Source organism: Orenia metallireducens, from assembly GCF_003001995.1.
GTDB lineage: Bacteria > Bacillota > Halanaerobiia > Halobacteroidales > Halobacteroidaceae > Orenia > Orenia metallireducens_B.
Window position 1 is genome coordinate 1 of sequence record NZ_PVNB01000033.1, and the last position, 25,796, is coordinate 25,796.

The 25,796-nt window shown below is 33.7% G+C and carries 22 protein-coding genes; 1 reads left to right on the plus strand and 21 read right to left on the minus strand.

Translation table 11 applies throughout. The features are described 5' to 3' along the window. From BX659_RS19740 to BX659_RS16285, 15 genes are all read right to left on the minus strand, one after another. On the minus strand, window positions 1–110 hold a 110-nt coding region (locus BX659_RS19740; RefSeq protein WP_143786673.1), incomplete at its 3' end, for a helix-turn-helix domain-containing protein. A gap of 150 nt (window positions 111–260) precedes the next feature. Further along, complete coding sequence (tsaD, locus tag BX659_RS16225) at window positions 261–1,280, minus strand: tRNA (adenosine(37)-N6)-threonylcarbamoyltransferase complex transferase subunit TsaD (RefSeq protein WP_097018097.1); 1,020 nt, start codon at window positions 1,278–1,280, stop codon at window positions 261–263. A 118-nt stretch (window positions 1,281–1,398) separates the two neighbouring features. Next, on the minus strand, window positions 1,399–1,818 hold the full coding sequence (rimI, locus tag BX659_RS16230; protein WP_097018196.1) for a ribosomal protein S18-alanine N-acetyltransferase: 420 nt from the start codon (window positions 1,816–1,818) through the stop codon (window positions 1,399–1,401). Between the two features lie 40 nt (window positions 1,819–1,858). Next, a complete protein-coding gene (gene tsaB / locus BX659_RS16235) occupies window positions 1,859–2,563 on the minus strand; it encodes a tRNA (adenosine(37)-N6)-threonylcarbamoyltransferase complex dimerization subunit type 1 TsaB (protein ID WP_097018098.1) in 705 nt (234 codons plus the stop codon). Continuing rightward, entirely contained in the window at window positions 2,544–3,014 is a 471-nt protein-coding gene (gene tsaE / locus BX659_RS16240; RefSeq protein ID WP_097018099.1) for a tRNA (adenosine(37)-N6)-threonylcarbamoyltransferase complex ATPase subunit type 1 TsaE, read from the minus strand. The genes tsaB and tsaE overlap by 20 nt, the downstream gene beginning before the upstream one ends. A gap of 311 nt (window positions 3,015–3,325) precedes the next feature. Beyond that, window positions 3,326–5,656 (minus strand): tetratricopeptide repeat protein, encoded by a 2,331-nt coding sequence (locus tag BX659_RS16245; RefSeq protein WP_097018100.1) that lies wholly within the window; start codon window positions 5,654–5,656, stop codon window positions 3,326–3,328. Between the two features lie 401 nt (window positions 5,657–6,057). Continuing rightward, the gene (locus BX659_RS16250) at window positions 6,058–7,227 is read right to left on the minus strand and encodes a M20 metallopeptidase family protein (protein WP_097018101.1); all 1,170 of its coding nucleotides are present in this window, start codon (window positions 7,225–7,227) and stop codon (window positions 6,058–6,060) included. A 136-nt stretch (window positions 7,228–7,363) separates the two neighbouring features. Then, a complete protein-coding gene (locus BX659_RS16255; RefSeq protein WP_097018102.1) occupies window positions 7,364–7,714 on the minus strand; it encodes a type II toxin-antitoxin system PemK/MazF family toxin in 351 nt (116 codons plus the stop codon). 1 nt (window position 7,715) lies between these two features. Then, window positions 7,716–7,994: a CopG family ribbon-helix-helix protein gene (locus BX659_RS16260; RefSeq protein WP_253250738.1), complete on the minus strand. Its 279-nt coding sequence runs from the start codon at window positions 7,992–7,994 to the stop codon at window positions 7,716–7,718. A 181-nt stretch (window positions 7,995–8,175) separates the two neighbouring features. Continuing rightward, window positions 8,176–8,340 carry a hypothetical protein gene (locus BX659_RS19125; protein WP_172431909.1) on the minus strand — a complete coding sequence of 55 codons (165 nt, stop codon included), beginning with the start codon at window positions 8,338–8,340 and terminating at the stop codon, window positions 8,176–8,178. Window positions 8,341–8,476: 136 nt separating this feature from the next. Continuing rightward, window positions 8,477–10,717, minus strand: a complete 2,241-nt coding sequence (locus BX659_RS16265; RefSeq protein WP_097018103.1) for an IGHMBP2 family helicase — start codon at window positions 10,715–10,717, stop codon at window positions 8,477–8,479. Between the two features lie 152 nt (window positions 10,718–10,869). After that, window positions 10,870–11,325 (minus strand): CBS domain-containing protein, encoded by a 456-nt coding sequence (locus BX659_RS16270; protein ID WP_097018104.1) that lies wholly within the window; start codon window positions 11,323–11,325, stop codon window positions 10,870–10,872. A 149-nt stretch (window positions 11,326–11,474) separates the two neighbouring features. Then, a complete protein-coding gene (locus BX659_RS16275; RefSeq protein ID WP_097018105.1) occupies window positions 11,475–13,028 on the minus strand; it encodes an NAD(P)H-hydrate dehydratase in 1,554 nt (517 codons plus the stop codon). Between the two features lie 158 nt (window positions 13,029–13,186). After that, window positions 13,187–13,555, minus strand: coding sequence for a holo-ACP synthase (gene acpS, locus BX659_RS16280; RefSeq protein WP_172431910.1), 369 nt, complete (start codon window positions 13,553–13,555; stop codon window positions 13,187–13,189). A 197-nt stretch (window positions 13,556–13,752) separates the two neighbouring features. Next, a complete protein-coding gene (locus BX659_RS16285; protein WP_097018107.1) occupies window positions 13,753–14,262 on the minus strand; it encodes a hypothetical protein in 510 nt (169 codons plus the stop codon). A 305-nt stretch (window positions 14,263–14,567) separates the two neighbouring features. Here BX659_RS16285 and BX659_RS16290 point away from each other — a divergent pair, with 305 nt between their 5' ends. After that, window positions 14,568–15,944 (plus strand): phytase, encoded by a 1,377-nt coding sequence (locus BX659_RS16290; protein ID WP_097018108.1) that lies wholly within the window; start codon window positions 14,568–14,570, stop codon window positions 15,942–15,944. Between the two features lie 164 nt (window positions 15,945–16,108). Here the strand turns inward: BX659_RS16290 and glmS are convergent, their stop codons facing one another. The 6 genes from glmS to BX659_RS16320 form a co-directional block, all read right to left on the minus strand. Next, window positions 16,109–17,932, minus strand: coding sequence for a glutamine--fructose-6-phosphate transaminase (isomerizing) (gene glmS, locus BX659_RS16295; protein WP_097018109.1), 1,824 nt, complete (start codon window positions 17,930–17,932; stop codon window positions 16,109–16,111). Window positions 17,933–18,267: 335 nt separating this feature from the next. Beyond that, window positions 18,268–19,605 carry a phosphoglucosamine mutase gene (glmM, locus tag BX659_RS16300; RefSeq protein ID WP_097018110.1) on the minus strand — a complete coding sequence of 446 codons (1,338 nt, stop codon included), beginning with the start codon at window positions 19,603–19,605 and terminating at the stop codon, window positions 18,268–18,270. Window positions 19,606–19,903: 298 nt separating this feature from the next. Further along, entirely contained in the window at window positions 19,904–21,064 is a 1,161-nt protein-coding gene (locus BX659_RS16305; RefSeq protein WP_097018111.1) for a mannitol-1-phosphate 5-dehydrogenase, read from the minus strand. A 12-nt stretch (window positions 21,065–21,076) separates the two neighbouring features. Beyond that, entirely contained in the window at window positions 21,077–21,547 is a 471-nt protein-coding gene (locus BX659_RS16310) for a PTS sugar transporter subunit IIA (RefSeq protein ID WP_097018112.1), read from the minus strand. Between the two features lie 21 nt (window positions 21,548–21,568). Next, window positions 21,569–23,689 (minus strand): BglG family transcription antiterminator, encoded by a 2,121-nt coding sequence (locus tag BX659_RS16315; protein WP_097018113.1) that lies wholly within the window; start codon window positions 23,687–23,689, stop codon window positions 21,569–21,571. Between the two features lie 108 nt (window positions 23,690–23,797). After that, window positions 23,798–25,183: a PTS mannitol transporter subunit IICB gene (locus BX659_RS16320; protein ID WP_097018114.1), complete on the minus strand. Its 1,386-nt coding sequence runs from the start codon at window positions 25,181–25,183 to the stop codon at window positions 23,798–23,800. Window positions 25,184–25,796: the final 613 nt, after the last annotated feature.

Sequence of the window (25,796 nt, forward strand, 5' to 3'; positions counted from 1 at the left end):
TTTATAGAAGTTCTAGAAACACCATATTCGCGAGCAAGCTCTGATTTAGATTTATTACCTGATTGATAAAGTTCAACTATCGTTTGTTTAAAATCCTCTGTATAACTCATATGGACACACCCTTTCTTAGTTATATTGTAATATGTTCACTAAAGTGTGTCCATGATTTTATACTAGCATCATAGTGTAATAATCTAAAATATAAATATTATTAATATAAATCATGTAAGAAAATCCCCCTGAAACTCAGGAGGATTTTCTTAACCTAACTTAAGATTAGGATTTGCATTTAATGAATATGGTGCTATCTCCCCAGTCAATTGGTATTTAAAATAGCCAGCTGTTCCAATCATTGCTGCATTATCGGTACATAACCTTGGCTGAGGATAGTATAGCTTAATCTCTAGTTCATCTAACTTCTCTTCTAGCTCTCTTCTTAAATGGCTGTTAGCAGAAACACCACCTGATAATAAAACCCTCTTAACTTTCTTATCTTGAGCAGCCTTAACTACTTTAGCAGTTAAGACATCTACTACCGCCTGCTGGAAGCTTGCTGCTAAATCAGCCTTGGGAATCTCTTCTCCCTTCTGCTTCTTCTGATTTATGTAGTTTAAAACAGCTGTCTTTAAACCACTAAAGCTGAAGTCATAATTATCATCATAAATTAATGGACGGGGTAAATCAATTGCTTGACTATCTCCCTCTTTAGCCAATTTATCAATAGCTGGTCCCCCTGGATAACCAATCTCCATTACTCGAGCTACCTTGTCAAAGGCCTCTCCAGCAGCATCATCTTTAGTTCTACCCAAAATCTGATAAGCACCTAGCTCTTCAAAATATAATAAATCGGTATGTCCTCCTGATACTGTTAAACAGACTAGTGGTGGTTCTATCTCTGGGTGGGAGATGAAATTAGAATAAATATGCCCTTCAATATGATTGATCCCAACTAAAGGTAGATTATAGGCATAAGCTATGGCTTTAGCTGCTGCAATCCCAACCAATAACCCTCCAACCAAGCCTGGTCCATAAGTAACCGCTACTAAAGACAAGTCCTCATAATCTACTCCTGCTTCTTCTAAAGCATCCTCAATTACTGGATTAATCAGCTCTACATGTTTGCGAGAAGCTATTTCAGGGACAACTCCACCAAACTTCCGATGTAAATCGATCTGAGAGGCTACCACATTTGATAATACCTCTTTACCATCTTTAATTACTGCTGCCGATGTTTCATCACAAGAACTCTCAATTGCTAATATTAAAAATTCTTCCTTCATTACTTCTTCAACTCCCAAATAATTCAGTTTACAATTATCAATGTACAATGTACAATTAAAGAATTAATAAATTTTATCTTTTAATTGTTAATTGTAAACTGTAAATTGTACATTGCTTTTAAAGCTGTTTCCACATAATCACCGCATCTTCTTTATTATCACTATAATAATTCTTACGTACCCCCACCTCTACAAAGCCTTCTTGAAGATATAATTTACGGGCTCTCTGATTAGAAACCCTGACCTCCAGAGTGGCTTTATTAATCTGATTCTCCCTAACATCCTTAAATAGCTCCTCTAATATCAAGGTGGCTATTCCTTGCCTTCTATACTCTTTAGCAACAGCTAAAGTAGTAATATGAGCCTCATCAAAGATTAGCCATGCTCCTATATAACCCACTACCTTATCACCTATACTAGCCACTAGATAATAAGCATATTGATTCTTCAACTCACTAATAAAAGCATTTTTAGACCATGGACTACCAAAGGACTCTTCTTCAATCACCAATACCTCTTGGATATCAGCAAGTAGCATTGGTCTAGTCTCTATATTATTCAACTCCAACTACATCCTCTCAATTATTATGCTTCTTCTCCCATTGAATCTCTGCTTGTGAACGCTTAAGATAATTAGGCGTCAAAGCAAATAAATTATCTTCCTTACCTTCAAGAAGTTTCTTTAAGGATAGCTCACCTATAATTGAAGCCTTAGGTAAATTAAAACTAGAACTTACAAATTTAGGCTGCTTAATCTCTTTAATAATCTTATCCTTATATTTGGTAGCTACCTCTCCAATAAAGTAAATAACTTCATCTATATCAGCCAGCTCTTTTAGTAGATCATCAATCGCAATTAAAGACTCTTGACTTTCTGCTTCTAAGTTCTCCTCGCCCTTGCCTTTATATAAGGCAGTAAAGACCCTATCCCTGCGGCCATCTATCATTGGACATAGATAAGCAGAAGTATATTTTAGATTATAAGCTATAGCCTCTAAAGTAGATACACCTATCATAGGTATCTGCAATGCCTGAGCCATAGTCTTAGCTGTAGTTAGACCAATTCTGATTCCAGTAAAAGAACCTGGTCCTAACCCTACACCAATTCCTTCTAAGTCTTGAGGTTCATAACTAGAGTTCTCTAGTAAGCTAACCAGTTGGGGCATCAATCGCTGAGAGTGAGTATTAGTTAAATTCAATAACTCCTCACCTATCAAACCATCTTCAGAAATCAAAGCCACGCTTCCTGCATTTGTAGAACTATCAATTGCTAAGGTCAACATCTTTTTTCAACTCCGCCATTAATCCAATGAATTTATTTGCTTGGGGAATAATCCGAATCTCTCTATCAGTTCCTTCTCCCCTCAAATTAATATCTAGATATTGGTCAGGCATCAATGCCCCTGATTTATCAGGCCATTCAATAATAGTCACACCATCCCCATATAAGTACTCTTCAAAGCCTAAATCAAATAACTCATCCTCTTGGCGAATACGATAAAGATCCATATGATTGACCTTATACTTGCCTCTGTATTCATTAACAATAGTATAAGTTGGACTAGTAATATCAGCTTTAACCCCTAATCCTGCACAAATTCCTTTGGCTAAACTGGTCTTACCAGCTCCTAAGTCTCCTTGTAAGCAAACAATATCTCCAGGTGCTAATTTCTTTCCTAATTCTTCTCCTACCTTGAAAGTCTCCTCGGGATTGCTAGTATTGATTTTAATCATTATTAAATTCCACCTCTTTATTTATTATATTATAATTAACTCATTATATTGTTATCCAGTAAATCTTCAAAACTATCTAAAATCTCCTCTATTTCTTTAATAGATAGTAACTTTATAATAACTTCATTCTCCACATATGTTTTTTTTCCTTCACTTTTCTCTAGTCTATCCTAATAAAAGCTAGCTTATTTAATTATACTAAAGTACCACTTAGATAATATCATCATTTAAGCCTTAACTACAAGTAGAATTAATATAAATTTATCAAAAAAAAATTAACTACTAGCTATTAATAGCTAGTAGTTAAAAATCTAAAATTGATTAATCTCTTCTATATGAACTAATAAATCCTGTAATAGTCTGAGTTCTTCACCTTCTAAGACAGATTTAGCCATCTCCAGTTGTAGATTATCCTCTCTAATTCCACTGATAAGACCTACATAAAAGTATGACAGCTTATAATCATAATTCTCATAGATAGATTCTCTATACTTCACTAAGGCTTCAGTTAATCTACCTTGCTGACGTAACCTATCACCTTTGATTCGGTTAATCCTTCCTGGTACATAGATATCTTTGTAGTCTTGCTCCAAATCACCTATCCTATCAATCAATTCCAATAGCTCTCTTCCTAGTGCCTCTTCTCCAGCGGTTATTATCTGCTCTGCTTCTGCTTTAGCCAAATCAATGTGATTAACTATTAAATAGGCTATAGCTAAATTATAATGATTCTCTAGATTATCCTGCCGATTAAGTGCTAGTTTAAAATAAGAGATAGCCTGATCTAAATCACCAGCTGAAAACTTATACTTACCCAACAGTTGATAAATTTTTGCTTGAGAATCAATCTCCAATAGCTGGTCTAACTTATTTAATTCCTTCTGACCTTCTTCTTCAAAATAGATATACCCTAAACGTCTGTGAATCTCACCTACCTCTTCTTCTGTTAATAATCCCTCTTGTTGTAATGCAGAATGGTAAATATCAATTGCTGCATCAAGGTTATACTTCTTAACTATCTCTCCAATCTGCAAATAGAACTCTCCAAAGTTATTCTCTTCTAAAATCTTAGTAAATATGCTTAGCCCTTTTTCATTATCACCAATAGCTAAATAGCTTTCTGCTACCTTAAATCTTAAATTTAAATTACCTGCACTTCTATTTTGTAATGCCTGATACTCCTCTAAAGCCAGCTCATATTTTCCTATCTTAAAATAAAAGTCAGCTAAACGCCTTTGATTTTCTAAGGAATCATCTAAACAAACGATATATTCATATAATTCTTCTGCCTTGTTACTTTTACCTACCTTATCATAAAATTGAGCTAATTTAATATAAACCCAAGTATCCTCAGGTGCTAACTCAACTGATTTAGAATAAGACTGATAAGCTTTAAATTCTTCACCTTTTTCCAGGTAGATATCAGCTAAATAGGTTCTATAGTTCTTATTCTTAGGTTCTAATTTTACTAATTTCTCTGCTACACCTTCAGCACGATCTAACATATACTTACCATATTCATCGGCTAAATTACTATAAACCCAAAAAAGCTTTTCTAGATAAAGAGTGTTCTTAGGTTCTAAATCAATTGCTTTCTCTAAAGAATAACGAGCATTGTTGATTCTACCTAACTGTAGCTGTACCTCTCCCAATAGATAATTTAGCTCTGCATCATTATAAACTGATTGTAATGCTACTCTAATCTCACCTAAGGCCTCTCTATATCTTCCTTGCATCTGATATATCTCTACAAGCTTCTTTCTATACTCTATACTATCTTTTATTCTAATAGCATTCTGTAGACTATTGACAGCTTCTGTCAAATTGCCATCCTTGACATATAAATCACTTAATAACCAATATAGCTTATCATTATTCCGTTGCTCTTCTAACTTCTCTTTAAGCTGTTTGATTTTAGTCTGATAATCTGTATCAAAGCCTTTAGCAAAATCAAATTCGGTCAAACCAATATTAACATCCCAATTCTGATAGATAACTTCCATTAATAGCTTTCCTCCACCATCATTGACCACCATCTTTACTGGTAGCCAGATGCTAGAATCAAATAGAGTAATATCTTCATAAGTAATAGTTGCTAACCTAATATTAGCTCCATTAAAGATTTCGACCTTAGAGATAGTCTTATACTCCTTATCAATAAATACTCTTTGCAGAGTGAGCATATTCTCCAACTGGATAATATAAACTTCTCGCTTACCATCAATAGATTCACCTAATAACTCTATATTATATAAATCTCTTAAGTCAGATAAAGGTTCTTGGTAGTCTAATTGCCCCTTTAAAGGTAGGGAGTTCTTTAAAGTATTATAATCTGGAGGTAAATAAATCCATGGAATAGAGTTTAATAACCTATTCTCTTCTGCTGCTAATTGACTATAATCACTTAAATTATGACTCATTGACCTAGTTTCAGATTTCATCACTTGGGTTCGATAACCTATTACTTCTTCACCTACATATAATTTAGATACAATTGTCCCTTTAAAGTCTTTTACTTGCTCTAACTGAGAGACTACATCTGCTAATAAATCTTTAGCAGATATCTCTTCTGCTTTAATTGGAGTAGACAGAACTACCATTATCATTAAAATAAAAGCCAACAAATATCTCTTCAACTTCATAATCTCCTCCTTCCAAATTACTATGTTAAGACAGTGAGAAACAACTAGTGACAAGTCAATAGTAAGTAATTTTACTATTGACCTGCCACTAGCTACTAAATTGCTGTATTAATCATCTTTATCAACAATATTTAACTATATCTACTATGTTTTTTTCATTATAAACGCTAATCTCCTTTAGCAACTTAGACTCAATCTAAGAATAAGTTTAAGCAGACAATAAATATATTCTAAAAACTTATTTGTTTTAGAAAGTTAAGTTTAATCTACCTCCCTAACTATCTAAGCACCTGATACTGAAATTATCAATATAAAGAAATCATTAAATTACAGCTTAAAATCACAAAGTTATAATAAGCAAAGTAATTTATCTTACTTGATATATTCTATAAATAGTAGCATTACTCCTCTATTCTATTTAAAGTAATATAGACAAAAAGTGCCACTCCTATCTTTAATGCTCTTTCATCAAAATTAAATTTAGGATGATGACCAGGATAATAATCTTCACTAGGGTCTGCTGCCCCCAATCTAAAGAAAATACCAGGTACTTGCTGTAAGTAATAAGCAAAATCCTCTGCCCCCATAGAAGATTGGGAGATATACTTAATCTCATCAACATAGGGGATTGCTCCTATAGCATCTTTGAGTTCATGTACTAATTCTGTCGAATTGATTAGAACTGGATAACCAAATCTATAATCAAGATTATAATCAGACCTCTGACTTAAAGTAATACCTCTAATAATCTGTTCTATCATTTCAGGCATCATCTTCCTTAAGTCAGGGTCAGTTGTCCGTACTGTTCCTGTTATCTCAACTTCATCAGCAATGACATTTCTCTTATATCCACCATTAATAGTTCCTAAACTAATTACTGCTGATTTTTGTGGATTAATCTGCCTACTAACAACAGTCTGTAAGGCTGTTACTACTTGACTGGCAGTTATAATTGCATCTACCCCTTGGTGTGGTGCTGCTGCATGTCCGCCCTTTCCTTTAATTAGTAGATCAATCTCATCTGCTGCTGCCGACCCTACCTTAGGTTGTACCCCTATAGTCCCAGTAGGAAGTGACTCCTCTACATGTAGTCCAAAGATGTTATCAACCTGTGGTTCTTCTAAAACTCCTGCCTCAATTAAAGGTAAAGCCCCTCCTGGTCCTTCTTCTGCTGGTTGAAAGATAAATTTCACCTTTCCCTTTAACCTATCTCTAAACTTGCTCAATACCTTGGCTACACCCAAGAGTATTGCAGTATGTCCATCATGTCCACAGGCATGCATTACCCCTGTAACCTTGGACTTATAACTAACCTTAGTCTTCTCTTCAATCGGTAAAGCATCAATATCAGCCCTTAAAGCAATCACTGGTCCTTCTCCACAATCTAATAAAGCAACTACTCCCGTGGTAGCTATTCTCTTAACCTCTAAATCTAGCTTCTTTAAAAAATCAAATATCTTTTGAGAGGTTCTATACTCTTCAAAACCCATTTCAGGATATTGATGAATATCCCTTCTGATTGTAATCAATTGCTCTTCTATACCTTCAATAAACTTGATAATCTCATCCATAATCTCACTTCCTTAATTCAAATTAGCTAATAGCTACTAGCCATTGGCTACTACATATATATTAATCAAGGAAGATAAAGATAACAAAAAATAATTTTAGCTAAGTAATTTAAATTACTTAGCTACAGGGTTAAATTTATAATTCAACTAGACCAATGCTAATCTCTAATGCCTTATTTACTTCCTCTACTATCTTATCACCGAGATGAGTTACATGTCTTTTTAAACGTTTCTTATCTATAGTCCTAATCTGTTCAAGTAAAATAACTGAATCCCTATCTAAACTAGAGGTTGTTGAATCAATCTCTACATGAGTAGGAAGTTTTGCTTTATCGATTTTAGAAGTAATTGCTGCAATAATTACTGTAGGACTATACTTGTTTCCGATATCATTTTGTATTACCAATACAGGTCTAATCCCCCCTTGCTCTGAACCAACAACAGGGTTCAAATCTGCATAGTAAACATCACCTCGTTTAATTGTCAATTTAATCACACTCCGCTAATCTAGCCTCATAATTAAAAAAGGTGTTATTCTCAACCATAAAGCATTCTGTTGCTATACAAAGATTTATTTTGGCCATCTCTAAATATCCCTGTTTCATCTCATCTCGAAATTTACTGCTACGCAGTTGATTAACATAGACTTCCATAGCATCACTAATAAATTGACTACGATCTTGATTATCCTCTTTAATGAAGCCATCGATTTCTTGTAATAAATTATTTGGCAGACTGATCATAACCTTCTTTAAATTAGTAGTCAAAAAGAACACCTCCAAGTTGTAGCTCAAACTTACATTAATATATGTTTAATAGTTTTATAACGTGTATAAGTTTATGATTGAACAGGGATAAAAAAATAATCTATACCCTAGTTTTTACATTTTTCCGTAATTTATACATTTTAATGAATAAAAAGAGACGTTGTTAACGTCTCTATATATTCTAAAAATATTGATAAGCCTCTCTATCTGCTGGTAATCCCTCTTGGGCCAATTTCAAGTTTATCTCTGCCATTTGGCAATAGCCTCTTTTCAATCTCTCTTTTAATTTTTCTCTATCTTCTACCTTACTATAAACTCTTCTTTTTAGGAATTGGCTTTGACCCATAGTATTTTATCACCTCATAATAAGTTATAACTATACAAAAAGCCACTAAAGTAATTATATATTTTTATATGCCAGATGTCAATAGAGTGGAAAATTTATTAGTTAGTGCAGACATGTAATTTATTCCAAATACCCTTTATAATTTGTAGTAATATCCATTAGATTTAACATATTCTATTAAATTACTATAAGTTGAATTATTGGCTATAGTAGCAGCATCGCCAATAACAATCAACCTTCTTTTTGCTCTAGTAATAGAGACATTTAACCTTCTAAGATCCTTTAAGAAGCCAATATTACCTTGGCGATTACTTCTGACTAATGATAAGATAATCACCTCCTTCTCTCTACCTTGAAAGCCATCTACAGTATTTATCTCAATCTCTTCACCTTTAAGTAACCTCTTAATCAAAGCAACTTGGGCTTTATAAGGAGAAATTAAAGCAATTTGATTAGAATTAAGCCCAGCACTGATACCATGTTTGATAATCTCTACACTCAATTCTGCTTCGATTCTATTATAGATAGACTTAGAATCCTGTTTAGAGCGTTCAGGGGCTTCCATCCCTTGAGTATCGAAGAATATGATCCCTTCTTGACGATTAAAAGCCTGCTCGGCTGGAGAATTTCCTGCAAAGCTATTGATATTTAAATCTTTAAGACTGATATCTTTGACCTCAGAAGCCACTAGTAAATTACCATTATAGAACTTCTGGCTAGCAAAGTTCATTATCTGCTCATTCATTCTATACTGGGTATTTAGCATACTCTTAATCTCAGAGCCATGAACATCTAATAACCTTTCAAATAAGGATCTTGCTAGACCTGAACTTTCAGCCTTTTGATTTAATATAGTTGGAGGTAGCTGCTTATGATCACCAACTAAGATAGCCTTATCTACTTTAACTAAGGGAATCAAGGTAGAAGGCTCTGTAGCTTGGGTAGCTTCATCTACTAATAATAAATCAAAGGTCTCTGCTGCTAGAACTTCAGAGCCTGCTGTAGAGTTAGTTGTACAGACTACCTCAGCGTCATCAATTAACTCTTTAACTGCTTCCTCTTCTAAGCTATCAACTCTTGTGAATAAACTGTCAATCTTATCCTGTAGTTTTAACCATTCACCCATCTCTTTAACCCTCTTAGCAGGAATTCCTCTACTACCACGACCATCTTCTGCCAAAGACTTAATTTGACTATTGCTCATCCCTCTTCTCCATCTACCGCTAGGATGGGTATACTTCTTCTGGTCTTCTAGAAGCTGATAGGCTTCTTCTCTAATTTGCTTAGCCTGTTGATATTTAGGATGTTCGTTAATTAAATAATCAAGGGTATGCTCCCTTAAAAGTGGTGTCACCCTAGCAGGATGTCCAATCCTTAATACCTTTCTACCCCTTTTGACCAATCGCTCTACCAGATTATCTACAGCTGTATTGGAATCTGCTGTGCCCAAGATACTCTTATCTTGCTCAATACTCTGCTCCAAAATCTCAATGGCAGTTACCGTCTTTCCCGTTCCTGGAGGTCCATGGACTAAAAATAAATCTTTGGCTGCTAAAGCAGCCTTTACTGCTTCTTGTTGTGATGAGTTTAAGAGTTTATTTTTAAGATTAATAGATATATCTTCCCCAAATTCTATATCTTTTAATCCTAATATCTTATCCCTCAACTCTGCCAGCCTACCTTGAGCAGATTTTAACCTACCCAAAGCCGCTAACATTCTTTGAAAGGTAATATCATTTACATACAAATCTAATCTCAAACCCTTACTGTAAATAAATTTGGGTGGTCTCTTGTCAAAAACTACAGTAATAGAATAATTAGTCATCTCTACTACCGTTCCTGTAGGATTATCTTTAGCCAAAGGATTTGCTTTACTAATCATTACTAAATCTCCCACACCAATCTGAGTATCAGGCAATACCTCTCCCCTTCTCTGTCTAATAAACTTAACTAAGGACTTTCCAGCAAATCCTTGTCCTTGATCTCTACCCCTTAAATGTAAGATAGCTCGTCCCTTATTCTCCCTTTGCTTTCCAGTTAAATTCTTGATCTCTAGCTCTTGAATTCTCATCTCTTCTTTGCGTTCTAATTGTACTAAATATCTATAATTATTGACATAATCATCTATATATTCTAATCTCTCTTTAAAATCATTATCGATCTCAACCCTAACTTCTTTACCTGCTATCTTATTATTATCCATCACCTTTGCTACTTTTTCAGCAATACTATCATTTATCTCTACCAAAGCAATATTATCTTGAAAATCAATCTTCCCAATCTGACTAGACTCTATTTTGGCCTCATTAATAAAAGCCCCTACTATATCACCAGGTCCCGTACCTCTAACCAAATCTCTAATAACTAAATTAAGCATATTATAAACTCTACACTCCCTTCATAAGAAAATACACCCATATGGGTGTATTTACATTAATGAGTATAGCAAAAAAGTTTATAATCGTCAAAAATCTATCAAAATATACTCTACATCTATTTAATTTTTTATACTTAAACTCAGACTTAAACTTAATCTAGTAACCCTTCACTAATACATTTAACAATATCTCCACGGCTAACAATACCAACCAATTTACCATCTTCAACTACAGGAACACGATTGACCCCATCTTCAGTTAAGATAGTAGCTATCTCCTCTACCTCAGTATCAGGGCTAACAGTTATGACATCTTCTGTCATGATATCCTTAACTTCAACTCCAACCATCTTCTTAAAGTCCTTCTCAAACTTCTCTAAACTATCTAAATAGAAGACACTATCCAAGAAATAAACATAGTTAGGAAATTGTAGCTTCTTATCTCGAGTTATTAAATCACCCTCACTAACAATCCCTATTAGCTTACCATCTTCAACTACTGGTACTCCACTGATTTTATTATCTGTTAATATTTTAGCTACCTCTTTTACAGTCTGTTCAGGTTTTACTGAAACCACTTCTTTAGTCATGATATCTTTAGCTAGCATTATAACCCCTCCTTGAATTTAGTAATCAGTGACGTGTAACAAGTGACAAGTAACGAGTAAAAAACTTAAGAGTACTAAAGCCAAAATTACAAATAAAACCTACACAGCTTTTAGTAACTTAATTTCTTAAGCTCTTTACTCTTTACCAATTACTCGTCACTCATTACTGTTCTTAAAGCTTGTGGTAAATAATCTATAATATCACTTGGCAATAAAGAATACTCTGTTAACTCCTCTGCTGCCAAGTCAGCAGCCAAACCATGCAGATATACACCTATAATAGTAGCAGATCTTCCATCAATACCTTGAGCAAGTAACCCAGAGATTAAACCTGTCAAGACATCTCCACTACCACCAGTAGCCATACCAGAATTACCAGTAGAATTCACATAAATCTCTCCCTGAGGAGTAGCTATAATAGTTCTAGCTCCCTTCAAAACCAAGATAACATTATATTCCCTGGCAAAATCCTTAGCTATCTCAATAGAATTAACTCTGATTGCTTCTATAGGCTGATTAATCAGTCTAGACAGCTCCCCTGGATGAGGGGTTAAAACTGTAGGAGCAGTTCTCCCTTTTAAAATGTTTAAATCATAAATAACATTTAACCCATCAGCATCAACCACCACAGGCTTGTCTGTCTTTTCCAGAAGATGATTAACAATATAACCAATCTCATCATTAGCAGTCAAGCCAGGTCCAATTGCCAATACATCTCTATCATTTAGTAGCTTTTTAATCTCAATTACAGACTCCCTTGATAAAATCCCTTCTTTACTCTCACCTAAAGGATAGGTCATCGCTTCTGTCAGCTTAATCTCTAGGATAGGATTTAAACTCCTTGGAACTCCTAGAGTCACTAGACCAGCACCTATTTTTAAGCTTGCCTGAGTAGCCAAGGTTGCCGCCCCAGTCATACCAGTTGACCCAGCTACCAATAATAATTTCCCATAGCTTCCCTTATGACTATCGGCTGCTCTAATAGGCAGGAGATAATTGACCAACTTAGAGGTGATTAAGTCTATCTTAAACTCTTGCTTAGTAATCACCATCTGAGGAATTCCGATATCCACTACCTTTAAATCCCCCACAAAATCTGCTCCTGGATAGAGTATATTCCCTATCTTTGGTAGAGCAAAGGTGATAGTTTCATCAGCTTCAATAGCTGTATCTACCACTCTTCCTGTATCTGCTTCTATACCTGAAGGAATATCCACTGCAATTACAGCAGTAGGTGAGTTATTGACCAAAGTAATCACCTCAGGATATAACCCTCTCAACTCTCCTTTAATTCCTGTACCCAAGAGAGCATCTACTATTAAATCCGCCTTATCTAATAGCAGCTTTAGCTCTAGCACCTCTTCTTTACTACTTATCTCCCAGACTTTAGCCTCTAACTTACCTAAAATCTCTAAATTTACCTTAGCATCTCCACTTATGTCTTCTTTCTTGCCTAACAGAATAGTCTTGACTTCAAACCCCTGCTCTATCAATAATCTACTGACAACAAAACCATCTCCACCATTGTTTCCTCTACCTGCTAAGACGATTACCATGCTACCCTTTAAATCATCTAACAGTTCTACAGCAGCTTGAGCAACCTCTCTACCTGCATTCTCCATCAGAACTAGACCAGAGATACCAACCTCTTCAATAGTATATCTATCGATCTCTTTCATCTCAGCCCCTGTTACTACCTTCATTTGAATTCACCCCCAATTAAAAGCAATTGATAATTTACAATATACAGTTAAAAGATTAAGTTCTTAAAATGAATTTAATCAAAATATTAAGTATCTTATGAATTTGATCTGTTATGATTTTAATTGTCAATTGTAAATTACTCATTGTACATTAGAAGTCATATCGCTACTGCATTTGCAACTGCATAATCTCTACTGTGAGAGATACTAATCATAACCTCTGTTATTCCCTCTTCTTGAGCAAGTTTATTGGCTTGATTGTGCAATACAACTTTAGGCTTTCCTAATTCATCTTTAACTATCTCTATATCCTGCCATTTAAAGCCTCTAAAGCCTGTCCCTAAAGCCTTAACTATAGCTTCCTTAGCTGCAAAGCGACCAGCATAATGAGCCCAAGGAGATTTATGTAACTCACAATAAGCGATCTCACCCTCTGTAAAGAATCTATTCTTAAATCTAGTTTTACTTAAAATAGCATCTTTAATCCGTTCAATCTCGATAATATCAATCCCTATCCCCTTCATCATCTAGCTCCTTATCTATTATCTTCTTCTATAAATAACTTCTACAAATTTCCTATTTCTCCTTGCTCTGATCAAAATTTAATTGATATTTAGATTAGATTGTAGTCAATTATCTTTGTTTATATAGAACCACAGTTATTATTTGATATCCTAAAAAAAATAATCTCCTGAATTTAAATTCAAGGGATTATTGATAACTTTTAAAATTTATATTCAGCAGTTGCCTTTAATTCTCCTCTCTGTAGCCTTAAAGAGATATTATCTTTGAGCTTCGCATTGCTAATTTCAACACTTCGATAAGCATCTAACAACTCCCATGATTTCGTTCCCACAAATGCCATTGAAGAGATCATTCCAATAATCTCTTTTCTAGATGGATCTTTATAATCAAAGTCATCATCAAAGCTTAACATCATTATTATAACCTCAATCACCTCTGCATATAAAAACTTTCTCCCTCTATCCCAATCGCCTGCATAGTAGTGACCTAAGGATGGAATAGTGGCAAGAACTGTTGCTAACCCTTTATTCTTCTTATTATTTAGATATTCTAGTTCAGCCTGATAATCCCACTCTACAGGATAAGAGTTTAACCACTGCCCCTCTTTAAACTCTAGTCTCTTCTCGATATTTATCAGACCTTTAGCTTCCACTTTGGCTATACTTATTATAATTAATATTAGACCAATGATAACTAAATATCTTTTCATTCTATCAATCCTTTCTATTAATTTATAGTTTAATGTTAATTTCTATTAATTTTTATAATTTTCCTCTTTTTTATTGAAATTTATTTTAGCAAAATCAAAATATTTATTTAGATTAGTTAACCAATGAATCCATTAAGAGAAACTTTATATAACCAAATTATTACAGATTGGAATTAGTTCAATTAAATATTATAATTTTAGCATCTATACCATATTTAAAAATCAAAAATATATTGGTATATTTTGAAAACACATGTTAATATTGAAATATATGTTATTATAAAAATAAAAAAGGAGATGTTTTTATGAAGAGTAGTGTATTGAAAAAAATGAAAGGTTATATTGTTGTTGTGGCTTTGTTAATGACAGTAAGTATATTTGTTTCAAAGGTAAATGCTAATGATAATGTTGTCACAGTCTATCCTACTTTAGAAACAGAATCTGCTCATAATTTTGGCGATACAGCAGATGATACTTGCATATGGATTCACCCAGAGGATGAAGAACTTAGTTTAATAATTGGTGATGACAAACACGGAGGGCTTTATGTATGGAATCTAGACGGAACTGAAAGGCAATACACTGAAGTTGAAAGTGACATGAATAATCTTGATATTAGATATAATTTTACTCTGGGAAATAGAGTAATTGCCCTAATTGGTGTGGTTAATGAGAATAATCAATGCCTTAGTTTCTATACAGTAAATCCTGTTACTAGACAATTAAAGTCTTTAGGTGATATTCCTTTATACAAACGCAAACCATATGGTGGTGCTATGTATCATAGTTCTAAGACAGATAAATTTTACTTCTTTGTTAACTGGAAAGATGGCACAGTTCAGCAATGGGAACTTAATGGAGAAAGTGGCTACATAAATGGAAATATGGTACGTGAATTTAATGTAGGAAGTCAGGTGGAGGGTTGTGTTGCAGATGATGAACTTGGAGCCTTCTATATTGGAGAAGAAGAAGTAGGCCTTTGGCGATATGGAGCTGAACCTAAAGATGGTGATAAGCGAACTATGGTTGATTCTACAGATTCATCAGCTGGAGGACATCTAACCGCTGATGTTGAAGGTGTTACACTGTATTATTGTAATGATAAGGAAAAAGGCTATCTTATCTGCTCTAGTCAAGGAAATAGCACTTACCAAATATACAACAGAAAAAATAATGAATATATAGGTACCTTCTCAATAGAAGCAACCGATGAAATTGATAAGACTACTGAAACTGATGGCTGTGATGTGACAAACGTTGATTTAGGTGATTTATTCCCAAAAGGCCTATTTATTGCACATGACCATAGCAATGATGGAACAGATTATTCAAATCATAAACTAGTCCGTTGGGATGATATTGCTGATAAATTAGATCTAGAAGTTGATGATGACTATGACCCAACTGAAGGAGAAAATGAAGGTCCTGATCTTAAAGATATAAAAGATAAAAAAATTCATCCAGGTGAAAAAATCAGCTTTAAAATCTATGCAGAAGATGAGGAAGACAATGATATAGACTATTATGCCCTTAACCTTCCTGATGGCGCTACCTTTGATCCAGTTAATCAAGAATTCAGCTGGGTTCCAAGATATAATCAAACAGGAGATTATGAAATAAAATTTGTAGTAACTGATGGTTATCAGGTTGATGATGAAACAGTCGATATAAAGGTTAAATAAATGGATTGATTTTTTAACTATGAACCAACTTGTTTCTTTAAAATCATTCAATAAATAGATAAGCAAAAATTTCACATGTTATCTTTATAGTTTGCAAACAAAACACATTAACTAATAAATATAAAACCCTTGAAGAATTATATAATTCTTCAAGGGTTTTATATTTATTCTACCGTTACACTCTTAGCTAAGTTACGTGGTTGGTCAACATCACAACCGCGCTCTACAGCTACATAATACGCTAATAGCTGAGTTGGTACTACTGACAGGATAGCAGTCAATAACTCATCTGCCTTAGGTATTTCAATTCTATAATCTAAATCTTCAATTTCCTCTTCACCTTCAATAATAATTCCCGTTACAACTCCACCTCTAGCTTTAACCTCTTTAATATTACTTAAAGTCTTATCAATTACCGACTTCTGAGTCGCTAAAGCGATTACTGGAATCCCTTCTTCAATTAAAGCTAAGGTTCCATGCTTTAACTCACCAGCTGGATAGGCTTCTGAATGGAGATAAGAAACCTCTTTTAATTTTAATTGACCTTCTACAGCTACAGCATAATCGATACTTCTTCCAATAAAGAAGGCATGCTCATGGTCTGCATATCCTTTAGATAATTCTTTAATATCTTCTTCACTATTATTGATAATGTCCTGTACCTGATTAGGTAGAGCCTTAAGTCCATCAATTAACCTCTTACTATCTATATCACTTAATGTCTTCTTAGCTCTAGCAAAATAGATAGCTAACATATAAAAGGACATTAGCATTCCAATGTAAGCTTTAGTAGAAGCAACTGCAATCTCTGGTCCAGCTTGCAGATAAATAACATCATCGGCTTCACGGGCAATTGTACTACCAACGACATTACAAATAGCCACTACCTTAGCACCTTTATCTTGAGCTTCTCTTAAAGCTGCTAAAGTATCTGCTGTCTCGCCTGATTGACTAACAACAATTACTAGAGTGCTTTCATCTACTAATGGATCTCTATATCTAAACTCAGAAGCAACATCAATCTCTACTGGAATCTTTGCTAGTTTCTCAATGGCATACTTTCCAACCAACCCAGAATTATAGGCAGTTCCACAAGCTACAATATAAATCTTATTATAGGAGTTAATGTCTTGAGCTGTTAAGTTGAAATTAGCTAACTCTATATCTGTCTCTGTTAGCCTACCAGCAGTACATCTTCTTAAAGTCTCTGGCTGCTCATGAATCTCTTTTAACATAAAGTGGTCAAACCCTGATTTCTCTGCCATACCAGGATCCCAATCAACCTTAAATACATCTTTATCTACTTGATCACCTGTTACAGTAGATAACTCTACTCCAGCACGAGTAATTACAGCCATTTCACCATCATCTAAGATATAAACTTCATCAGTGTGCTTTAAAATAGCTGGAATATCAGAACCAATAAAGTACTCTTCTTCTCCTAAACCTATAATTAAAGGACTATCTTCTCGTACAGTAATTAATTTATCAGGCTCCTCAGAAGATAAGATTACTAAGGCATAAGCACCTTCTAATCTGGCAATTGTCTTTCTAACTGCTTCTTCTAGATCACCATCATAATTTTCCTGAATTAAATTAGGGATTACCTCAGTATCAGTTTCTGACTTAAATTCATAACCTTTACCCTTTAATTCTTCCTTCAACTTCATATAATTCTCAATGATTCCATTATGAACTACTGTGAACTTTCCGTTAGCACTAGTATGGGGATGAGAATTAGGAGTAGATGGTTTACCATGAGTTGCCCAACGGGTATGACCGATTCCAATACTCCCCTTAGGCTCTTCTTTATCAGTTAAACCTTTTAAGTTATCTAATTTACCGACTATTTTAAAGATATCAGTATTTCCCTCATTATATAACGCAATACCTGCTGAATCATAGCCACGATACTCCAACTTCTTTAATCCTTCTACCAAGATAGGAGTAGCCTCTTGCTTTCCAATATAACCGACAATTCCACACATATAGATTACCTCCAGTATATTTAAATTTCAAAGTTCAAACTAGCTATTCTTAAATTCCTTTGTAATTAGGATTGCTCCTAACTTTTAAGAATTTAGTTTTAGGCTAATAGCTCTAGCCTGAGGGTATCCGCCGAAAGTTCGATAATCCCTCTCCTCGTCAACTTACAATTGACCAAAGAATAAATAATAGTTAATAAAGAACATCCGATATTCTTTATTATTTACTCTTTATTAAGTTCTAATTGTAAGTTCGGGCGCTATAATTATAAGATTAAGGTTAAGTTCAAGCCTAAGGATAAGGAAAGTACCTCTTTGATCTTAAACTCAAACTTAAACTAATTCAACTCTGCCTCTACAACACTAGCTACCTTATTGACTAGCTCTTCTATTTGAGCCTCATCTTTACCTTCAACCATTACTCTAACTACAGGTTCAGTTCCAGAAGCTCTAACAAAGATTCTACCTTCACCAGCCAAAGCTGCTTCTACCTCTGCAATAGCCTCATTAATTGCAGAACTATCTTCCCAATCTTTATTAGTCACTTTTACATTGACTAATAACTGAGGGAATTCAGTCATCTCTTGGCGTAGTTGAGATAGAGTCTTGCCTCTTTTCTTAACTACATTAATTAATTGTAAAGCAGTTAACACACCATCACCAGTAGTGTTATAATCTAAGAAGATAATATGCCCTGACTTCTCTCCACCTAAGATATAACTCTTATCTAACATTTCAGCTAAAACATAACGGTCACCATTTCCTACAACTGAAACTTTGGCATCTACCTCATTCATAGCTTGTTGTAAGCCTAAGTTACTATATTTTGTAGCTACTATTGTATTATCTGCTAATTTGCCTTCTTTTATTAGCTGACGACCACAGATTGCTAAAATATAATCTCCATCAACCAGTTCACCTTTGTCATCAACAGCAATTACTCTATCAGCATCACCATCATGGGCAATTCCTAAATCAGCCTTGTTATCTAAGACAGCCTGCTGAAGGATTTCAGGATGAGTAGAACCACAATCCACATTAATATTTAATCCTGTTGGCTTATTATTAAGAGCAATAACCTCTGCACCCAACTCTGCTAATAATCTAGGTGCTAACTCATAAGCAGCTCCATTAGCAGCATCTACTACTACTTTCAGTCCAGAAAAATCACCATCAACAGTTTTCTTAATATAATCTATATATTCATCTAAGCTATGATGGATAAACTCAACCTTACCTACCTTATCTCCTGCTGGTACTGGCAGTTTATCTAAAGAATTTAAGATGATCTCTTCAATATCATCTTCTTGCTGATCAGATAACTTGAATCCATTACCATTAAAGAATTTAATTCCATTATCTTGAACAGGATTATGGGAAGCAGAGATCATAATACCTGCTGTAACATCCTTATGTTTAGTAAGATATGCCACAACTGGTGTAGGCACTACTCCAACCTTGACTACATCTATACCTAAAGAAGTTATTCCAGCTATCAATGCCGCTTCTAACATATCACCAGAAATTCTAGTATCTTTTCCAATCAATATCTTAGGATTTGTCTTCTTTTGTGATAAATAGTAAGCACCTGCTTTACCAATCTTAAAAGCCATCTCAGCTGTTAAAAAGATATTTGCTTCACCACGAACACCATCAGTTCCAAACAACTCTCCCACTTTTTCACCTCCTTCTAGCTTATTATATTCTTTAACTCATCAAATGTGACCAGCTTAATCAGCTAGTCCTTTTTTATTATATGTTATAGAATAATTAATTTCAACTAAATCAATATTAATAGTTTCAAATTTTAAAATTTTTCTTTATTATACCTTGTAATGAAGAGATTGTGAGTATAAAAACTGTTAAGTTTATATAAATTATTCCCAACTTATCTATTATATAAACAAAAATAAATTAAAAATAGGGATGGGTTAACCATCACCTACTTAAAAATTTACTATCTCTAAAGATAGTTTATAAATTATCCAGTAACTCTTTATATTGCTTTAATACTTCTTGACCTAAATCACCTTCAGGAGCAAGACCTGTAACCGCTTCTAAAGTACGCTCAATTCCTTCTTTTTCAATCTTATCTTGAATCTTTTGAGCCGCTTCATCGCCATCTACATCAAATAAAAATCCTAAGGCAATACACTTTGCTAAGTTAGTAGGGAATTTACCCATTTCAACTGCTCTTGAGGCAGGCTTAACTAGTCTATCCTTTGCACCTAATTTTCTTAAAGGATCACGCCCTACTCTTGTTACAGAGTCCATTAAAGCTGGATTTTCAAATCTCTTTAAGATTTTATTAATATAACTTTTATGAGTATCTTCATCAAAACCATAAAACTCAATTAAGCTACTACCAGATTCCATTAAAGCTTCTTTGATTGTCTTGTAGATTTCTTCATCTTTAATCGCCTCGTGAATATATTGATAACCTTTATAATATCCCATATAAGCTGTTCCACAGTGCCCTGTATTGAGAGTAAAGATTTTACGCTCAACAAAAGCTACTAAATTGTCAGTTAAATTCATTCCTTCAATCTCTGGTATTTCACCTTTGAATTGGGTCTGGTCAACAATCCATTCCTTAAAAGGTTCTACTTTAACTTCTAAAGATTCAGTGATCTCTTGTGGAGGTACTATTCTATCGACTGCTGAATCTGGAAATCCGATATATAAGTCTGCTTTTTCTTGTAAATTCTCATCCAAATTCTGATACACATAATCCTTTAATTCTGTTGAAGCCTTTACAGCATTCTCACAAGCTATAATATTAAGCTCTGTAGGTCTAGCCTTCTCTAATCTTATCTTAAGACCTTCTGCAATTGCAGGCGCAATAAACTTTAGATTATTTGGTCCTACTGCTGCTGTAACTATATCTGCATCTGCTATCTCTTTAGCAACTGTTGAAATCTCCTTGCCATTAATCCCTCTAACATTATTTACTGTATACTCTTTCTCTTCTGCTCCACCTACTTCTAATACCTTATATCTGTTATTCTTATTCAGTGCAGCTAGAATCTCCTCATTTACATCAACAAAAACTACTTCATAGTCTGATAAGCCCAGTAATAGACCAATAAAACCTCTCCCTATATTTCCAGCCCCAAAATGTACTGCCTTTTTCATGATTATCCCTCCCTAAACAAGTGTATTAAGAATAAAGTCTTTATCATCAGTATCGATTAATTTTTGTACTTCTTCTTCCTCTTGACAGATAGTTGCTAAATTCTGAAGAATCTGTATATGGTCATCTCCCTTGCCTGCAATCCCAATAACTAAATAGCATAACTCTCCAGCACCAAAATCAACACCCTCTGGAAATTGAATAAAAGAGATACCTGACTTGGCTATATGATCTTTAGCTTCACTTGTACCATGAGGTATAGCTACCCCATTACCTATATAAGTCGTTACCTTCTCCTCTCTCTCTTTCATTCCTGTTATATAATCTGAGCTTACATATCCTCCATCTACTAACAGTTGACCTGCCATCTCTATTGCTTTATCTTTATCAACACTCTCTGCTCCTAAAACAATAGCCTCTTTACTTAAGATTGCACTCTCTTCTTTTACATTATTATCATTCTTTTTCTTAAATAACCCAAACATAATTATCTCCTCCTTATTAACTTATTTAAATAGGGTTCTATAATAATCTTCCATCACTTTTCTTAAATAATCTATCAATTCTTCCTTATTCCCTTCCCTAATTACATTATGAAAGTCTTTATTTTCAATTATTGAGGCACTAAAGCTACTGATTAATTGAATCTCTTCAGCAATAAGCTCCTTTGGGGCTAACAACACAATAATCCTATCGATCTCTTGCTCTAAATTATTAGGTCCCGATAATGAAACTGCTTCATCTAGCATGACCAGTCCTATAAAAGGTTTTTCAATCCCATCTGTTCTAGCATGTAATAAAGTAAGTTTCATCTCTGGAATTATCGTTGAGCCCTTCTTTTCACGAGCTTTTAAAGCATCATATACTACTTTAGAATCGCTATTTAGAGGGATAAAATCTTCCTTACTCACCTCTCTAATAATCTGGTCATAGTCTTTAATAGCTATCTTTTTAACCTTTACATTCTTTAAAATACTGATAATATCATTAGATATCTTGGCCATAACCTCTAATTCATCTTCTATTCTATCTTCTTTCTTTACTTCTCTTTCTGTATCTCTTTCTAAGTTAACCATCTCAACCTCTCTTATCTTTCTTTTAATTCTTTGAACCTCTTCTGGCAATAAGATAGGAGATACTACAACTAATTTATCCTGATAATTATCGATAGGAATAGTTGAGATTATAAGGTCGATATCTTCTTCATCTATTCTATTATCTTCTAAAGAGAAGGCAGATACTTCATCAATTATCTCTAAATTTTCAATCGTTTTTTTCAATCTAGTAGCTAAAATTTTAGAGCTACCAATTCCACTAGAGCATACCAGTAAGACTTTAGCTTTATATCTATTTGCATTTTCTACTGCGGCAGCAATATGCATTGTAAGAAATCCAATCTCTGAATCAGGTATATTTGCTTCTATTATCTCTGCTAGCTTATTGGCTGCTTTCTTAGTAGCAGAGAAGATATCACTATATTCCTTCTTTAAATCAGTTAAGATAGGATTTCTAATTTCCATTCCCATTTTAATTCTAGAAATTGCAGGTTCTAGATGAGTTACTAATCCTGATATTAAAGTGACATCATCTGAAATTGTTACTCTTAATTCCTGCTCTACTTCTTTGACTAATATACGAGCCAATTTGATAACCTCAAGCTTTTCAACAGCTAAGGGGTCTCCATTAAATTCAAGTTTATTCATTAATTTAGCACCCTTTAAATGCATAGCTATATAGGCAGTTTCTTCTATTGGAATTATCAAATCAAATACTTCTTCTAATTTAGCAGATAAATTCTTTGCAATCTCATACTCCTTGCTCAACTTTAATCTATCTAATTTATCTTTATTAATATATATCTTCTCTCCAGCTTCTAGCCTATTAATAGCTAAAGATAGATGAATTATCAATCCTATATATGAAGTGTTTACCATATTAAATTTAGTTTCTTTTAAAATTTCATCAACTGCTTTTTCTAACTCAGAAAGCGTATTCATATTCATAAAGTCTAATATCTTTTCTCTAACCCTTGCCGCTATCGTCTCTTTATTAGCCCGCTTATTATTTAGGTTATTACGAATTAAGGTTAAAATATCTTCTTTTTCCATGTTATCATATAAAAAATCGATTACAGCTCTTCTAAAGGATGCTTCTGAACCCTTTAAATAAACACCTACCCCCTGTTTTCTAACCAAAGAGAGTCCTCTTTTCTCAAACCACTTAGCAACTTTATTTAAGTCATAACTAATAGTTGCTTCAGTTACTGCTAGCTTATAAGCAAGAGCAGTTAATTTTTGAAAACGATCTGATAACAGAAATTCCTCAATAATATAAATGTATCTTTCTTGTGGAGTTAAGTCCTTCTTTTCTGATACCTCTTTTAAACCCTTCTGAGCTCTTTCTAAAAGCTCTTCCTTGCCTTCTATAAATAGTCCAACCCCTGGTTTTGATTGTAAAGTCAAATCAAACTCTTTTAAAGCCTCTCTTAAACTCGATAGCTCTCTATTAATAGTTCTTTTACTAACACCTATTTCATCTGCTAGTTCTTTGATAGTAACAACATTAGATGCCTCTATTAAAATAGCAATAATTCTTTTCTGTCTAGAAGATAGATTATTTAACCTCATAGCATCTCCCCTTTTTATACTTATAGAGAAAAAAGAGGGTAAAGTAATGAGCTGGCACTAACTCATTACTTTAAATATATAATCCCCTTCAATTCTTCCATAAATTTATTAGACTACTTCTGATTTTTCAGCTTTTAATCTCTCTACAAGTTCATCATAAACTGGATTATTTAAGAAGGTCTCAATTGGAATATACTCTTTGCCAGGAGCAGATTTTTTAGCTCTATCCAATAACTCCTTATGAACAATTACAATATCGACATCTTGAGGAATTTCATCTACTGCAGAGTTATCTACTTTTATATCTAGCCCTGCCTTTTGAACCTTATTTCTAACCTGTGAAGCTGCCATTGCACTAGATCCCATACCTGCATCACAAGCCACAATAATCTTATTTACTGTACCAATATTGCTAGCAGGAATAGCTACTTTCTTTCCTTTCATTTCTTTCATCTGTTTAGTAGCACTTTCTAAGTCATCATTGACATTATTTGCTGATGCCTTTAAAAGAGCAGAAGCAACCAAGAAGGATACTGCTGTTGCTGAAATAACACCTGCTATCACTCCAAAGAAGTTACCTTTAGGAGTCATCGCTAATAATGCAATTATACTTCCTGGAGATGGACTAGCAACTAACCCAGCACCAGTTATAACAAAGGTAAATACTCCAGTTGCTCCACCAGCAATTACTGCTAGAAGTAAAGAAGGTTTCATTAAAACATAAGGGAAGTAAATTTCATGAATTCCTCCAAAGAAATGAATGATTGCTGCTCCAGGTGCAGACTGTTTAGCATTTCCTTTTCCAGCAAGCATATAAGCTAATAGAATACCAAGACCAGGTCCAGGATTTGTTTCTAATAAGAAGAAGATAGATTGACCTAATTCTTTAACTTCATTCACACCAAGTGGACTTAATACCCCATGGTTAATTGCATTATTTAGGAATAGTATCTTAGCTGGTTCAATAAATAATGAAGCCAAAGGCAATAATCCAGCATTAACTATTGTCTGTACTCCAGTTGCTAGTACCTTATTTAAAGATAAAACTACCGGTCCAATTCCTAAATAAGCTATTATAGCTAATGCCATTCCAATAATACCAGCAGAAAAGTTATTAACTAACATTTCAAAACCAGATTTAACTTTTCCATCTATCATCCCATCAAATTTCTTAATTACTAAACCACCAAGAGGTCCCATAACCATTGCACCTAAGAACATAGGTATATCTGCACCTACGATAACTCCCATCGTTGCAACTGCACCTACTACTCCACCTCTAGCATCAGCAACCATCTTACCTCCAGTATAACCAATCAATAAAGGTAATAAATAAGTAATCATTGGTCCAACCATAGAACTTAGATTTTCATTTGGTAACCAACCTGTTGGAATAAATAAAGCAGTAATAAATCCCCAAGCAATAAATGCACCTATATTTGGCATTACCATTCCACTAAGAAAACGTCCGAATTTTTGAATTCTTTGTCTCATTTAATATTCCTCCCCAAGTTAAATTTATAGATTTCCTGTCAAACAATACTCAAATTCTTTTGATCTTATATTGTTATTTTCTTATTCACTTATTATCTTATTAGCTTGTTCAACTTACTTACATCATACCACCATGGTATATTAGAGACAAGGAATTCAATTTAACATTATGTCCATATATGCTAGTGACATTATTTAATATAGAAAGATAGATTAATGACATAAATTGATTAAAATTCACTAGGTTTATATAGTTAGTAGTTTTAATTTACTCAACACAAATTTATTATAAGATTATTATCTGCCTTGATATACCTAATCTTAAGTAAGTATTAAAATATAAGCAGACTAATGATAGAAATTAATAGCTTATATTAAGTTCAGTTAAGCTATTAATATTTAAAAGGATGTCCACATTTGCTAATGACAACCTTTAATATCATCTTGCTTAAAATTGATTAGATAGATATAAATTTAATTTTAATCTATAACTTCAACTTGCTTATTATTTAATAATTTATAAATATAGACTAAACCAAAAGATTACTTATTATTTATTTAATGATCACTAAAAATAAAAAAACCAGTCCAAATAGACTGGGCTTTTCAAATT